At 44.5% G+C, this 14,805-nt stretch carries 17 protein-coding genes and 1 riboswitch; of the genes, 15 read left to right on the plus strand and 2 right to left on the minus strand.

Annotated elements, in window-relative coordinates:
* The first annotated feature begins 4 nt into the window (after nt 1–4).
* The 14 genes from nqrE to ung all read left to right on the plus strand — a co-directional run bounded on the left by nqrE (nt 5) and on the right by ung (nt 12,080).
* Nucleotides 5–613, plus strand: coding sequence for an NADH:ubiquinone reductase (Na(+)-transporting) subunit E (gene nqrE, locus BET10_RS04880; protein ID WP_070983820.1), 609 nt, complete (start codon nt 5–7; stop codon nt 611–613).
* A 17-nt stretch (nt 614–630) separates the two neighbouring features.
* Nucleotides 631–1,857 carry an NADH:ubiquinone reductase (Na(+)-transporting) subunit F gene (gene nqrF / locus BET10_RS04885; protein ID WP_070983821.1) on the plus strand — a complete coding sequence of 409 codons (1,227 nt, stop codon included), beginning with the start codon at nt 631–633 and terminating at the stop codon, nt 1,855–1,857.
* A gap of 165 nt (nt 1,858–2,022) precedes the next feature.
* Nucleotides 2,023–3,042: an FAD:protein FMN transferase gene (locus tag BET10_RS04890; protein ID WP_070983822.1), complete on the plus strand. Its 1,020-nt coding sequence runs from the start codon at nt 2,023–2,025 to the stop codon at nt 3,040–3,042.
* A 90-nt stretch (nt 3,043–3,132) separates the two neighbouring features.
* Entirely contained in the window at nt 3,133–3,345 is a 213-nt protein-coding gene (gene nqrM, locus BET10_RS04895; RefSeq protein WP_070983823.1) for a (Na+)-NQR maturation NqrM, read from the plus strand.
* Nucleotides 3,346–3,425: 80 nt separating this feature from the next.
* Nucleotides 3,426–4,025: a histidine phosphatase family protein gene (locus BET10_RS04900; protein ID WP_070983824.1), complete on the plus strand. Its 600-nt coding sequence runs from the start codon at nt 3,426–3,428 to the stop codon at nt 4,023–4,025.
* Nucleotides 4,026–4,031: 6 nt separating this feature from the next.
* A riboswitch (cobalamin riboswitch) is annotated at nt 4,032–4,162 on the plus strand.
* Nucleotides 4,163–4,273: 111 nt separating this feature from the next.
* Nucleotides 4,274–5,089 (plus strand): ABC transporter ATP-binding protein, encoded by an 816-nt coding sequence (locus BET10_RS04905; RefSeq protein ID WP_070983825.1) that lies wholly within the window; start codon nt 4,274–4,276, stop codon nt 5,087–5,089.
* On the plus strand, nt 5,086–6,081 hold the full coding sequence (locus BET10_RS04910) for a FecCD family ABC transporter permease (RefSeq protein WP_096348927.1): 996 nt from the start codon (nt 5,086–5,088) through the stop codon (nt 6,079–6,081). Before BET10_RS04905 ends, BET10_RS04910 begins: the two co-directional genes overlap by 4 nt.
* Before the next feature lie 8 nt (nt 6,082–6,089).
* Entirely contained in the window at nt 6,090–7,157 is a 1,068-nt protein-coding gene (cobT, locus tag BET10_RS04915) for a nicotinate-nucleotide--dimethylbenzimidazole phosphoribosyltransferase (RefSeq protein ID WP_070983827.1), read from the plus strand.
* Nucleotides 7,154–7,927, plus strand: a complete 774-nt coding sequence (locus BET10_RS04920) for an adenosylcobinamide-GDP ribazoletransferase (RefSeq protein WP_070983828.1) — start codon at nt 7,154–7,156, stop codon at nt 7,925–7,927. Before cobT ends, BET10_RS04920 begins: the two co-directional genes overlap by 4 nt.
* On the plus strand, nt 7,924–8,454 hold the full coding sequence (gene cobU / locus BET10_RS04925) for a bifunctional adenosylcobinamide kinase/adenosylcobinamide-phosphate guanylyltransferase (RefSeq protein WP_070984053.1): 531 nt from the start codon (nt 7,924–7,926) through the stop codon (nt 8,452–8,454). The genes BET10_RS04920 and cobU overlap by 4 nt, the downstream gene beginning before the upstream one ends.
* Entirely contained in the window at nt 8,454–9,932 is a 1,479-nt protein-coding gene (locus BET10_RS04930; protein WP_070983829.1) for a cobyric acid synthase, read from the plus strand. Before cobU ends, BET10_RS04930 begins: the two co-directional genes overlap by 1 nt.
* 23 nt (nt 9,933–9,955) lie before the next feature.
* The gene (cobO, locus tag BET10_RS04935; RefSeq protein ID WP_070983830.1) at nt 9,956–10,567 is read left to right on the plus strand and encodes a cob(I)yrinic acid a,c-diamide adenosyltransferase; all 612 of its coding nucleotides are present in this window, start codon (nt 9,956–9,958) and stop codon (nt 10,565–10,567) included.
* Nucleotides 10,567–11,409, plus strand: coding sequence for a cobalamin-binding protein (locus BET10_RS04940; protein ID WP_070983831.1), 843 nt, complete (start codon nt 10,567–10,569; stop codon nt 11,407–11,409). Before cobO ends, BET10_RS04940 begins: the two co-directional genes overlap by 1 nt.
* A gap of 11 nt (nt 11,410–11,420) precedes the next feature.
* A complete protein-coding gene (gene ung / locus BET10_RS04945; RefSeq protein WP_070983832.1) occupies nt 11,421–12,080 on the plus strand; it encodes a uracil-DNA glycosylase in 660 nt (219 codons plus the stop codon).
* A gap of 84 nt (nt 12,081–12,164) precedes the next feature.
* Here the strand turns inward: ung and BET10_RS04950 are convergent, their stop codons facing one another.
* Both BET10_RS04950 and tal read right to left on the minus strand, forming a co-directional pair.
* Nucleotides 12,165–12,356 (minus strand): DUF3545 family protein, encoded by a 192-nt coding sequence (locus tag BET10_RS04950; RefSeq protein WP_070983833.1) that lies wholly within the window; start codon nt 12,354–12,356, stop codon nt 12,165–12,167.
* A 211-nt stretch (nt 12,357–12,567) separates the two neighbouring features.
* The gene (tal, locus tag BET10_RS04955) at nt 12,568–13,518 is read right to left on the minus strand and encodes a transaldolase (protein ID WP_070983834.1); all 951 of its coding nucleotides are present in this window, start codon (nt 13,516–13,518) and stop codon (nt 12,568–12,570) included.
* A gap of 266 nt (nt 13,519–13,784) precedes the next feature.
* Between tal and yaaA the strand changes: the two genes are divergently transcribed.
* On the plus strand, nt 13,785–14,564 hold the full coding sequence (gene yaaA, locus BET10_RS04960) for a peroxide stress protein YaaA (protein WP_070983835.1): 780 nt from the start codon (nt 13,785–13,787) through the stop codon (nt 14,562–14,564).
* Nucleotides 14,565–14,805: the final 241 nt, after the last annotated feature.

Below are 14,805 nucleotides of genomic sequence, written 5' to 3' on the forward strand. Positions count from 1 at the left end.
AGAGATGGAACAATATATTAGTTTATTCGTTAAAGCGGTTTTTGTTGAAAACTTAGCTTTATCTTTCTTCTTGGGTATGTGTACATTCCTAGCGGTATCTAAGAAAGTAACTACGTCACTAGGCCTTGGTGTTGCTGTAATCTTTGTACTAGGTGTTGCTGTACCAGTAAACAACCTAGTGTATTACGCTGTATTAGCACCCGGTGCACTTGAATGGTTAGGGTTCGCTGAAGCTGACTTAAGTTTCTTACGCTTTTTGACCTTTATCGGTGTAATCGCTGCGTTAGTTCAAATCCTTGAGATGGCACTAGACAAGTTCTTCCCTGCACTTTACAACGCGTTGGGCATCTTCTTACCTCTTATCACTGTAAACTGTGCAATTTTCGGTGCGGTTTCATTCATGGTTGAGCGTAACCTTAACTTTGGTGAGTCAGTGGTGTTTGGTATTGGTTCTGGTGTGGGTTGGGCATTGGCAATCGTATTGCTTGCTGGTATCCGTGAGAAAATGAAATATGCAGACGTTCCAGATGGTCTTCGTGGTTTAGGTATTACCTTCATCACTGTAGGTTTGATGGGCTTTGGCTTTATGTCATTCTCTGGTATTTCACTGTAAGGTAGCGAGGAAAAATCATGCTTGAGGTATATTTAGGCGTAGGGATGTTCATTGCTATCGTTGTTATCTTAGTTTTAGTAATTATTGCAGCTAAATCTAAGTTAGTAGCAAGCGGTGACATCACAATTGGAATTAACGGTGATCCTGAAAAAGGTATTACTACTTCTGCTGGCAGCAAGTTACTTGGTGCTCTATCAGAATCGGGGATCTTCGTATCATCAGCTTGTGGTGGCGGTGGCTCATGTGGTCAGTGTCGCGTACATGTAAAATCAGGTGGTGGCGATATTCTACCAACGGAACTTGATCACATCTCTAAAGGTGAGGCTCGTGAGGGCTGCCGTTTAGCGTGTCAGGTAAACGTGAAAAACGACATGGAAATTGAGCTTGAAGAGTCAATTTTCGGTGTTAAGAAGTGGGAATGTACAGTTATCTCTAATGATAACAAAGCGACTTTCATCAAAGAGCTTAAGCTTGCTATTCCTGATGGTGAGTCAGTACCTTTCCGTGCAGGTGGTTACATTCAGATTGAAGCGCCACCACACCACGTTAAATATGCAGACTACGATATTCCAGAAGAGTATCGCCCAGATTGGGAGCGTTTTGGCTTCTTTAATCTTGAGTCTAAAGTGGATGAAGAAACAATTCGTGCATACTCAATGGCTAACTACCCAGAAGAGTTCGGCATTATCATGCTAAACGTACGTATTGCGACTCCGCCGCCAAATAACTTGTCACTACCATGTGGTAAAATGTCGTCGTACATTTGGTCACTTAAAGAAGGTGATAAAGTTACTATCTCTGGTCCGTTCGGTGAGTTCTTTGCTAAAGACACAGACGCAGAAATGGTATTTGTTGGTGGTGGTGCAGGTATGGCACCGATGCGTTCACACATCTTTGACCAGCTTAAGCGTCTTAACTCTAAGCGTAAGATGTCTTTCTGGTATGGTGCGCGCTCTAAGCGTGAAATGTTCTACGTTGAAGACTTCGATGGCCTAGCGGCTGAGAACGATAACTTCGTATGGCATACTGCATTATCAGATCCACAACCAGAAGATAACTGGGAAGGTTACACAGGCTTCATCCATAACGTACTTTATGAAAACTACTTGAAAGATCATGAAGCACCAGAAGATTGTGAGTTCTACATGTGTGGTCCTCCAATGATGAACGCTGCAGTAATCAACATGCTGAAAGACCTAGGCGTTGAAGACGAAAACATCTTACTAGATGACTTCGGTGGCTAATTAGGCTTTTAGCACATGATCCAAAACATAGTTTTGAGATAAAATATCAGCCCCAAGGCGTTATCGTCTTGGGGCTTTTTTATACATAAAAATGAACGAACGCTATATACACAGGGATGAATGTGGTAGCGCTTGCGAATAAACAGATGAACGATAGGATGGAAGATGGCACGAATTTTTTTACCCGTTTTGATTTTGCTGACCTTAGTTTTAAGTGGGTGTGACAACAGTACAGTACAGACCTCTGGGGCCATGGTAATAAATGGTAAAACAATGGGCACTACCTATAACATTAAGGTTTTTCCAGAGGGGCAGGCGCTTGAACAAGCACAGCTGAAAAAACAGATCGATGACACCTTGGTTGCGGTAAATCAGTCGATGTCTCCTTGGGTTGAAGATTCAGAAATCAATCAATTCAATGCGCTTTCCCAGAGGGAAGTGATGGCGATTAGCGAAGATTTTCGTACGGTAGTGGCTGAGTCCATACGCCTTGGTGAGTCGACCAAGACATTGGATGTTACTATGGGTCCGTTAATCGATCTGTGGGGCTTTGGTCCTGATAAGCGTCCTACAAAGCGTCCATCTCAGGCACAGCTAGATGATATGCGTAGTCGTATTGGTGTCGATAAGCTGCTGTTGAGTGAGCAAGGCTTGGCGAAAACGGTTGATGGCTTAGAGGTATCGTTTTCAGCTACGGCAAAAGGTTTCGGTATAGATAAAGTCGCTGCTTTGTTGGAGCAACTTGGCATTCATAATTACATGGTTGAAATTGGCGGAGAGCTGCGTGTTTCGGGTAGTAAACCGAATGATAAACCTTGGATCATTGCCATAGAGCAGCCTGATGCTCCTATGGGGAAAAGGCAAGTACACCGCGAACTCAAGTTAAGAGATACCGGGATTGCGACCTCGGGTGACTATCGTATCTTTTATGAAATGGATGGTGAAACCTTTACTCATCTAATCGACCCCGCAACGGGCATGCCAGTTAAACATGAGTTGGTATCGGTGACAGTTTTGCACCCATCGGCAATGACGGCGGATGGCTTAGCCACTGCATTGACTGTTATGGGCACTGAGCGTGCCAAGGCGTATGCAGAGCAACATCAGTTGGCGGTGTATCTAATTAGTAAATCAGACCAAGGCCTTATAACTTATGCCAGTGAGGCGTTTAAACCTTATTTGTGACTAGAGAATAAGCGAGTTATAATAAAGTGGTCTTAGACCGTCACAGGCTCAGTACGCTGAGTCCATTTTTATATTTTAGAGGCCAGTACCATGTCACTGTTTTTACTTACCTTTGGTTTGCTTATTTTGATTGTTACAGCAATGGCTGTCGGTGTTATCGTACAAAAGAAATCAATGGCTAGCAGCTGTGGTGGATTAGGTGCTGTTGGCGTAGAAAAGGCCTGCGATTGTGATGACCCTTGTGACAGACGTAAAAAGCGTCTGGCGAAGGAACAAGCTTGGAAAGAAAATCAAATTTTGTAAGTCATTGCTTTAGTGAAAATGCGAGCCTCGGCTCGCATTTTTGATCACCACAACTAGATGTAGTAGACACAGGTGAACCTATGCAGCAAACTTGGTACTTTATCCGCCATGGTCAGCCGCAAGCTACAGGGCACTTGCTTGGGCGCAGTAATGTTGAGTTAAGTAAAGTTGGCTGGCAACAGCTTAGCAAAGCCGTGGAATCTGTGAGCAGTGGCGCGCTTGTTTTTAGTTCACCGTTAAAGCGCTGCAAAGAATTTGCTCAGCATTACGCACAGTTACATGGCTACCAGTTTGAGCTTGATGAGGCACTCAAAGAAATGGATTTTGGGGATTGGGACGGTCAATCTTACGAGTCACTATGGCAGCTCACAACTAAACCAACTCTTGGCCAGTTTTGGCAATCACCTCATTTATATACACCGCCAAATGGTGAGTCTTTACTGGAATTTAAAAGACGCGTCGAACAATGGTGGTGCTTTCAATTAGACAGCAATAGAAGCCCTCACAATGTAGTGTTCACACATGGTGGGGTCATAAAGCAACTCGTGGCATATATTTTACAGATACCGATTAGTAACAGCTGTATATTTAGCGCGCTAGACATTGAGTATGGCAAAGTGCTTAAAGTGAAAGTTTATTACGATGAGCAGGATAAAGGTTGGCCAAAAGTTGTATTTTAGACGTCTAGACAGCATAATGGCAACCAACTTTGTTGGTGAATCTTGGGAATGAGTTGCAAATACTCAACTGTCCCCGCAACTGTGAAGGTCCACGCTTGTGGCCAAAGTCAGATACCAAGACCGGCAAATATACTCTTAGCGGGCGTACTTTGAGTCACATGCAATAATACTTTTCCTAGTGTTCATGTCATTACGTGAATGCGCTATTGTTTGTGCTTACGACTCGCGGTTATGTGTTTAAGGTAAGCATGAATCAGTCAGTACACGCAACGTGCTCTATGTTGGATGTCCAGCAGGTTGGGTTGCAAATAAATCAATCGAATATCCTCAAAGATGTCAGCTTTAGCATCAAAGCTGGGCAGTTTGTGGGCCTACTGGGCCCTAATGGTGCAGGAAAATCGTCTTTATTGAGATGTATCTATCGTTTTATCAAACCAACCTATGGTCAAATTCAGTTGCTTAATGCGCCAATTGAGCGCTACTCAAGACCGGAATATGCAAAACAAGTTGCTGTGGTGCTGCAAGATGTACCAGAGCAATTTAATCTCGGGGTATTTGATGTGGTCGCTATGGGAGTGACACCACATAAGCCACTTTTTTCTTCCATAAATCATAAAGATAAAGATGATATTGCCATGGCGCTTGAAAAGGTCGGCCTTTCACATAAATCCAATCAGATGTTCAGTTCATTATCTGGTGGTGAAAAACAACGGGTGATGATCGCCAGAGCGATGGTGCAACAGCCGCAACTGTTAATCATGGATGAGCCAACGAGCCACCTAGATGTGAAATACCAAATTCAGATCATGGAGTTGGCGAAGTCGTTGGGCGTGAGCGTATTGGCATCATTTCACGATCTCAATTTGGCAGCGGCCGTATCAGACCATTTGTTGGTACTTCAAAATGGTGAATTGAAAGCACAGGGTGCGCCTTTACAGGTGCTCACCAGTGAGTTACTCAGTGATGTGTTTGGCGTATGTGCACAGGTGACTCAAGTGCCTAACGCCCACAGTGAGCAAACATTAGTGCCACACATTCGCTATCACTATGGATATATTCAATGAATAAGTTTGCATTGAGCGCTCTGTCACTAGCGGTGCTGACCAGCTTTGTATCGGCTTTGAGTCTGGGGGTGATAGCCATTGAGCTATCTGATATTTGGCAAGCTTTACTGTCCTATGATGCTACTAATCTAGAGCAAAAGATCATTATAGAGTTGCGTTTGCCGCGTGCCATATTGGCATTTTTAGCGGGTGGTGGCTTAGCAATGGCTGGTCTTATTTTACAGACTGTTACGCGTAACCCGTTGGCCGACCCGTACTTATTTGGGGTGTCATCGGGTGCTTCATTTGGGGTGGTGTTGCTATTTGCATTCACAGGAGTACAAGCGGGCTTAGTACTGTCAGGCGCAGCGTTTGCAGGCAGTTTATTGGCAATGAGTGCGTTGTTGTTAATTGCTAAAGCGCAACTGAATAACCAAGTGGAGTCTATGCTGCTGGCAGGCGTTGCTTTGTCTTTTTTGTTCAGTGCTTGTACTAGCTTGCTGCTGTACTGGAGCGACCCACAAGCGATCACTGCCATTGTATTTTGGACATTAGGCAGCTTCTCGCGCGCTGATTGGCAGACATTGTGGCTGCCAGCAATCGTGGTTTGTTTGAGCGTAGGTTGCATGTTGTTATTTCGAAGAACGCTCAACGCCATGCTGTTGGGCGATGAAAGTGCCACAACATTGGGCGTGAATGTGACTAAGTTACGTTTGGGTATGTTGCTATTAAGCTCGTTATTGACTGCGGTATTGGTTGCTATGTGTGGTGGCGTTGGATTTGTGGGTCTAATGATCCCACACATAGTGCGCTTTTTTGTGTCGCAAGCAAGCACCGCAGGTTTACTTATTACTGCTTTGAGTGGTGGGCTATTTATGTTGTGGGTGGATATTGTTGCTCGCACCGTACTTGAGAATCAAGAGTTACCAGTCGGTGTGATCACAGCGGCCATTGGTAGTGTGTTTTTCTTAACTTTGTTGGTGCTACGTAAGCGCACAACAGCCTCAATATAGGAAAGTATATGGGTGAGGTACGTAAATTAGACCTAGAATTTGCGGCGCAAATACAACAGAGAATTGATCTTAAAACAAAACCACTCGGTGCGCTGGGTGATCTTGAGGTACTGGCTAAACAGTTGGTATTGATCTTTTCTCAAGGTTTGAGCTTAGCGCAGTTTGAGTGCGCACGTTTTACCATTACTCAGCCTCAACTAGTTGTTTTTGCCGGTGACCATGGCATTGCAGCGCATGGGGTATCGATTGCCCCCAGCGAAGTGACAGGGCAAATGGTCGCAAATTTCGCCAACGGTGGGGCGGCTATCAATGTGTTTTGTCGTCAGTTTGACTGGCAACTCAGTGTGGTTGACTGTGGAATCTTAACTACGCCAGAACCCGAGTTAGGCGTTATTTCCCAGCGCCTTGGCACGAGTACTTCGTGTTTTACCACGTCTGCAGCGATGTCACATCAGCAGCTTGAACAAGGTTTGGCGTACGGCAAACAATTAGTAGAAAACAAACTGAATCGCAATAGCAACTTGCTGGCATTTGGTGAGATGGGCATTGGCAACACCAGCTCGGCGGCGGCAATTTTTTCGGCATTAAGTGGCTTGGCTCCGGAGCAAACTGTGGGTAGAGGCACGGGAGTCGATGACGATGTACAAGCCAAAAAGTTGCGATTGATAACACAAGCTTTGCAATTTCATGGCGAACACTTGAGTACAGCGCGGGATGTTTTACGCTGTTTGGGTGGCTTTGAAATTTGTCAGATGGTTGGTGCCATGCTGGCGGGCGCTCGGCTTCAAAAAGCAATTTTGGTTGATGGCTTTATCGCAACTGTCGCTGCGATGCTGGCGATTGAAATGGAACCAAACTGCCGTGATTACATGATTTTTGCGCATAACTCGGGTGAGCAAGGGCACAGCAAAATGCTGGCTTATTTGCAGGCTAAGCCTTTGTTGAATTTAGAGTTGAGGTTAGGCGAAGGGACTGGGGCCGCACTGTGTCTACCTATATTGCAAAGCGCATTAGCATTTTACAACGATATGGCCAGTTTCTCACAAGCGCAGGTCAATGATGTGGTGAGCGTGTGAACAAAGGTGCTTTTTTGTTGGCCGTGGTATTTCTCACCCGTTTGCCAGTACCAATTAAAGATAAGGTTGATGATTCACAGTTGAACCAAGCTAGCGGTTACTTTTCACTGGTGGGGCTGCTTGTTGGGTTGTTATTGGCGTTTATCTATCTATTACTGCAAAGCATTTTAACCGCTGAAGTCGCGGTCATATTAACACTCGCTACGGGAATATTCGTGACTGGTGCCTTCCATGAAGATGGTTTTGCTGACGTGTGGGATGGCTTCGGTGGGGGTTGGTCGGTTGAGCAAAAGCTCGACATTATGAAAGATAGCCGACTTGGCACATATGGCGTCGCCGCTTTGTGTTTATTGTTACTGTTGAAGTACCAACTGTTGGTTAGCCTTGCTGAGCATGGGTACTGGGTGTGTATTGCGCTTATCTGTGGGCATACCTTAAGTCGAGCCATGGCGACAAGCATAATCGCTCTTTTACCCTATGTACAACAGGATACGCAAAGTAAAGTTAAGCCAGTTGTTCAAAGCTTATCAAACCATGCTCGAGTGTATTTGTATGGCTGTGCATTAGCTGTGTTGGTGGTTTTTTGGTGTTTTGATTATTTTAGCATTTGGCACTGTGCGGCACTGATTGTGAGCTTAACGGTGGTGAGGCGTTTGTGTGTAACTTGGTTTAATCAACAACTCGGTGGATATACGGGAGATTGCCTAGGGGCTGCCCAGCAAATCTCAGAAGTAGTGATTTATATGGTGTGTTTAGCGATATGGCAATGAGCAAAGAGGTTCAACTGATACTAGGGGGAGCACGTTCAGGAAAAAGCGCGCTGGCGGAGCACAAAGCCAACACTTTACTTACCAATGGTAAGGTCGAGCAGATTGTATATTTGGCCACAGCGCAAGCAAAGGATGATGAGATGCTAAGTCGTATTGCTCATCATCAAGCACGTCGAGATAAACAATGGCAGCTTATTGAAGAGCCTTGGCTTGTGCCTGAACAGTTGATGGCACAGCCTTCACGCTGCTGTGTGTTAGTTGATTGTTTAACGCTTTGGTTGACCTATGGGTTATGTGAAAAAGGGCTGGCAGAATACTTGGCCAAGAAACAGCAGCTGTTGGCAGCTTTGCAAGGTACTTTAGCTGATGTGATCATGGTCAGTAATGAAGTCGGTCATGGCATTGTGCCTATGGGGGAGTTGAATCGTGAATTTGTTGATCAGTCCGGTTGGTTACATCAAGACATCGCAAACATCGCGACCCATGTTGAATTTGTCATGGCCGGATGTAGCTTGAGGCTCAAATAATGGCGAAAACACTGATGGTACAGGGGACCACCTCTGATGCAGGTAAAAGCACGCTTGTGGCGGGGTTGTGTCGTGTGTTTGCACGCAGAGGCATGCAGGTTGCCCCTTTCAAACCACAGAATATGGCACTGAACAGTGCGGTGACACCTTGTGGTGGAGAGATAGGGAGGGCGCAAGCGCTGCAAGCGGTTGCCGCAAAAGTTGCCCTCAACACGGACTTTAACCCTATATTGCTAAAGCCAAATAGTGATACCGGTGCACAGGTGATCATCCACGGCCGTGCAATTAGCAATATGGAAGCGGCGAAATACCATGACTATAAAAAAGTGGCGATGCAAGCTGTATTGCAATCTCATCAACGGCTAGAAGCACAATATGAGTTGATATTGGTCGAAGGGGCGGGCAGTCCGGCGGAAATTAACTTGAGGGAAAATGATATCGCCAATATGGGCTTTGCCTGCGCGGTTGATTGTCCTGTTATCATCGTGGCGGATATCGACAAAGGAGGGGTGTTTGCTCACCTTGTTGGTACCTTGGCGCTGCTTAGTGAGCAAGAGCAAGCCTTGGTGAAAGGGTTTGTGATCAACCGCTTTCGTGGAGACATAAGCTTATTACAATCAGGTTTGGACTGGCTTGAGGAATATACTGGCAAACCCGTGTTGGGTGTGATGCCGTATTTGCATGCACTTAACCTTGATGCAGAGGATGCCGTAACAATCGAAAACCATGTGGTAGACACACAGTTAAAGGTGAGTGTGCTGCTGTTGCCGCATATTAGTAATCACACAGATTTTGATAGTTTGCGGTTACACCCCAACGTGGATTTAACTTATGTGCGCCATGAACAACAAATAGGCCCAACGGATCTCATCATTATTCCGGGCAGTAAAAATGTGCTCGGTGATATGGCCTTTGTGAAGACGCAGAGTTGGCAGGCAGAGATAACACGGCATTTGCGTTTTGGTGGCAAATTATTGGGTGTCTGTGGTGGCTTACAAATGTTGGGGCAGGCGATTTATGACCCCGAAGGCATTGAGTCATCACAAAAACAAATCAGTGCGTTAAATCTTGCCCAGTTCACCACCACGCTTGGGGGCAACAAAACTTTAACCCAAGTATCGGGGCAATGTTTGCTGGGCGATGCAGCAACGGCCATCAAAGGGTATGAAATTCACTGTGGTATCAGCGAAGGGAAGGCTTTGAATCGGCCATTTATACGCTTTACTAATCACCCTGAAAATATCACTCAAGATGGTTTTATATCAGGTGATAATCAGATTGTGGGTACTTACTTACATGGGCTGTTTGATACCCCGGATGCAGCCAATGTGATACTTGCATGGGCCAGTGATGGACGCGTGCAGGCCAATGCATTTGACCTCGCTGCGCATCGAGAACAACAGCTAGAGCGTTTAGCCGATACCTGCGAGCAACACTTGGATATAGATAAGCTGCTAGCCTTAGCATCAAAAGCATAGAGAAAATTAATAACGAGGAATTTATGAGCGACTCAGAAAGTAACAAGAATCAGCAAAAGCATCGGCAAAGGCAGCAAAAAGTTAAGGAACAAGTGGACGCCAAGGTTGCCGCCGCTGACAAAGTGCAAGGCATTTTTCAAGTGATCACAGGTAATGGTAAAGGCAAATCAACCTCGGGGTTTGGGACAGTGGCACGCTGTGCCGGTCATGGTAAGCAAGCGGTTGTGGCACAATTTATCAAAGGAATGTGGGAATGTGGTGAGCGTAACTTGCTAGAAAAGGCGGGGGTTCCTTTTGCGGTGATGAAAACAGGATTTACCTGGGAGACGCAGAATCGTGAAACTGACACTCAAGCCGCGCAACAAACTTGGCAGCAAGCTAAGGCATGGTTACAAGATGACAGCATTGATTTGGTGCTGCTTGACGAACTTACCTACATGGTCAGTTACGATTATATTGATCTTGAGGAAGTACTTCATGCAATCGCACATCGCCCTAAAATGCAGTCAGTGATTGTGACAGGTCGTGGCGCGCATCGAAAACTTACGGAATTAGCTGATACGGTCAGTGAAGTTCGCAATGTTAAGCATGCCTTTGAGTCTGGTATTAAAGCGCTAGAAGGGTTTGACTTCTAATGTTTTATATACGTTTATGCTTAGTTATCATTGGCTTATCTTTTAGCTGTGGGCATGCCAATGAGGCAAAGCGGATCGTTGCATTGGCGCCTCATATTGTCGAAAACTTGTTTGCCATAGGGGCAGGTGAGCACATCGTCGGCACAGTAGAGTATGCAGATTATCCAGCTGCTGCGAACGACATTGTTCGTGTTGGAGGTCACAATGGCATCATGCTAGAAAAAGTATTGGCATTGAAGCCTGACTTAGTGATTGCTTGGCATTTGGGCAACAAAAAGGATGATCTTGATAAACTCGAAAAGCTGGGTATTCGTGTGATTTTCAGCGATACCAAAGACATTAGCAAGGTTGCAGATGAATTACGCTTATTTGGTACGTTAACTGGCAAAAGCGTGCGGGCAGAGCAACTCGCTCAACAGTTTACGACGCGTTTTAATAGCATAAAAAAGCGCTACCAAGGAGCTCAACGATTAAAGGTGTTTTATCAGCTTTGGCCCGAGCCAATGATGACGATAAACCGTAATACATGGATTCATCAGCTATTGGAATTGTGTAGTGTAGATAACGTATTTGCTGATAGCTCAATGGAGTATCCGCAAATTAGTGTTGAAAATGTGCTTAAGAGAAAGCCTGAAGTTATTGTGCTGCCCAATGAAAAAAGCAAAAAGGTGATGCCCACCACTAATTGGCAAGCTTGGCCTGAGATCCCAGCGGTTCAATCTCAACAATTTATCGAGGTAAATGCGGACTTACTGCATCGCTACAGTACACGGGTGCTTGATGGGGTGACGGATATGTGTGATAAAATGCAATTAGCTCGCGCACACTATGATAAAAACTAAAGGAAACCAGCATGACAACTTGGCAAGATGTACTGGGTCAGGAAAAACAGCAAGGCTATTTTCAAGATACACTAAACTATGTGGCGCAACGCCGCAGTGAGGGTGTCACGGTTTACCCACCACAAGAGCAAGTCTTTGAAGCCTTCAAGGCTACGCCGTTTGAAAACGTCAAAGTCGTGATATTAGGACAAGACCCGTATCATGGTCCAAATCAAGCCCATGGCCTGTGCTTTTCAGTGCTCCCTGGTATTAAGCCGCCGCCGTCATTAGCAAATATGTACAAAGAACTGGCTCAGGATATTGAGGGGTTTAGCATTCCTAATCATGGCTACTTATTACCATGGGCTGAGCAAGGTGTATTGCTGCTCAACACGGTATTGACTGTTGAGCAAGGTGAAGCGCACTCCCATAAAAAGTTGGGCTGGGAGCGCTTTACTGATGTGGTCATTGAGCAATTAAACACGCACAGTGACGGTATCGTGTTTTTGTTGTGGGGCGCACACGCGCAGAAAAAAGGTAAAAACATAGATAAGCGCCGCCACCATGTTTTGCACGCTCCGCATCCTTCTCCCTTGTCAGTCCACCGAGGGTTCTTTGGCTGCCAACACTTCTCTAAAACCAATCAGCTACTACAGGAGATGGGTAAGCAACCCATTAACTGGCAGGTTTAGAGCTAGATAGTGAAGAACATTTGACTTTGACGAACATTAAAAAAGGCTCAAAGGAGCCTTTTTTAATGGTTAAATTTAGATGAATTAGATGAAGTCTAATTCGTCTAAATCTAGGTTGTCTGCGAAGTAATCTAATTCCTGTAGTTCTTTGCGAAGACGCTGTTTATCTTTTAGCGCTTCTATTTCACGCCATTTTCGTTTTTGCTTTTTCTGAGAGGTTCGTTTTTGTATTTCAGGACCTTCTAATATTTCTATTATATCGTCTAGGCTATCCATGAATTTCTCCTATTGATTATTAACCTCAATAACGCTTTTGCGCTTAATTTCGCACGTTAAGCAACTTTGGTATATCACAACTTGCGTAAAAATAAAACACAAATGTGTCGATTGGGTTAAAGTCAAGTGACAGTTTGATGAAAATCAACAAATAGGAGGGATTAAAAAACGCCACATGAAGCGGCGTTATTTTAGGAATTAGTGGGCGCGATTAAAGGGCTTTAAAGCGCGTCTCTAGTTCTTCTTGCGCTTGGGCGAAAGCGCGAATACCTTCGGCTAGCTTTTCTGTTGCCATGGCATCTTCGTTATGTAACCAGCGGAATTGCGCTTCACTTAATGGTGCAGGTTTAGCCTCTAGGTCATAGTTGCTTTCGAGTAAATAATCAGGTGCATCGGTTAACTCACCTAACTCTTCAAGTAACGCAGGACTAATCGTTAATTTGTCACAGCCCGTTAGTGCGATTATTTCACCCGTGTTTCTGAAGCTTGCACCCATTACTACCGTTTTATAACCATGACGCTTGTAAAACTCGTAGATGCTGCGAACCGACTGAACACCAGGATCGGCAAGTGGATCGGTTGGTTTTTCTAAGCCGTTGGCAACATGCCAGTCTAAAATTCTGCCCACAAATGGAGAAATCAAAAACACGTTTGCATCAGCACATGCGCGGGCTTGAGCTTGGCTAAATAGCAAGGTCAAATTACATTTGATACCCTCTTTTTCTAATTGCTCAGCTGCCTTGATGCCTTCCCAAGTGGATGCAATTTTAATCAGTATCTTGTCTTGGCTCACACCTTCTTTGCGATAAAGCGACAATAAGCTTTTTGCTTTATCAATGGTCGCTTGTGTATCAAACGATAGGCGAGCATCCACTTCTGTAGAGATGTAGCCTGGGACGATATCTGCGATTTCTTTACCAATTAAAACTGCAAAATAATCACATGCAAGCTCTAACTGTTTATCCATGTCTGTGTGTGCTGACTTTGCGTAGTCCCATGCTTTTTGAAGATAAGCTTGATAGGCTGGCATTTCGCTCGCTTTTAAAAGCAGCGATGGATTAGTTGTAGCATCTTCTGGTTGATGCTTACGAATTGCTTCAATATCGCCAGTATCGGCAACGATCGAAGAGTGCTGTTTGAGCCTATCTAGTGCTGATGTCATTGGTTTTCCTCATTCCTATTTGCAGCAAAATTTCGAGAAATCTTAGTGCTCCTATGTTGCAGTACCATGACGGCCATTAATAGGTCAATTGTCCGTATTTATGCGGATAACACTATTAGGTGGGCGTTCACAGTGTACAAAAAGTAGGGACACTTGATTTGAATTGTTGTTATCCCCTATAAAATCAAGGGTTATTCAACACTTGAAGTAAATGGGGGATAGTGTTGAAATTGACATTAAACAAATTTTAAGTCAATAGGCTCACCATGATCACGGTTATCTCACCTGCAAAAAATTTAGACTTTGAAACGCCATCTCATATATCGCATTTTACACAACCAGAATTACTACAGCACAGTGAAGAGTTGATAAAAGTATGTCGCACCTTATCAATGCAACAGGTTGCTAGCTTAATGAAGATTAGTGACAAGCTTGCTGGGTTGAACGTAGCGCGCTTTAATGATTGGTCTGTGCCTTTCACGGCTCAAAATGCAAAACAGGCGGTACTGGCTTTTAATGGTGATGTATATAGTGGGCTGGAAGCCAACACGCTTAGTGAGGATGCGCTTGCTTATGCGCAGCAGCATTTGCGGATTTTATCTGGTTTGTATGGTGTATTAAAACCACTGGATTTGATGCAGGCGTATCGATTAGAAATGGGCACTAAGCTCGACAATCCCAAAGGTAAGAATTTATATGAATTTTGGGGCAGTATTATCGCTCAAAAATTAAATGAAGCGTTGGCACAGAGTAAATCATCACAGTTGGTTAACCTCGCTTCCAATGAGTATTTTAAGGCCGTGGATAAGAAATCTCTTGAGGGTGAGATTATTACGCCGGTCTTTAAAGATTGTAAAAATGGCCAATATAAAGTGATTAGCTTTTATGCGAAAAAAGCGCGAGGGATGATGGCTCGCTATATTATGGAACAGCAAGTGACAAGTCTGGACACGTTACGAGAGTTTGATATGGCAGGTTACTACTACAGCGAGCAAGCCACGACAAAAGCCAATGAGCCTGTCTTCTTGCGAGAAGAACAAAACTAGAACGATGAAAGCGTGCATTGCACGCTTTTTCAATTTGCTTCCAACCCCCTCCTATTTGCTAAGTTAAGCCATCTGTTTAGACTCGCAAAATGTCATCTTTTCTTTGTTATCTAATGGCTATGATGCCAAGGTAAAAATTTATACTGGCGCATACCAAATACCAGCTGCTCTTCTATACTTGATTAAAATTTAAGTAATTTATGTGTCGTACGGTAACGACAAAAAGGAAATAGTAATGGCT

Origin of the sequence: Pseudoalteromonas amylolytica (assembly GCF_001854605.1) — a bacterium.
In the GTDB taxonomy this organism is placed as follows: domain Bacteria; phylum Pseudomonadota; class Gammaproteobacteria; order Enterobacterales; family Alteromonadaceae; genus Pseudoalteromonas; species Pseudoalteromonas amylolytica.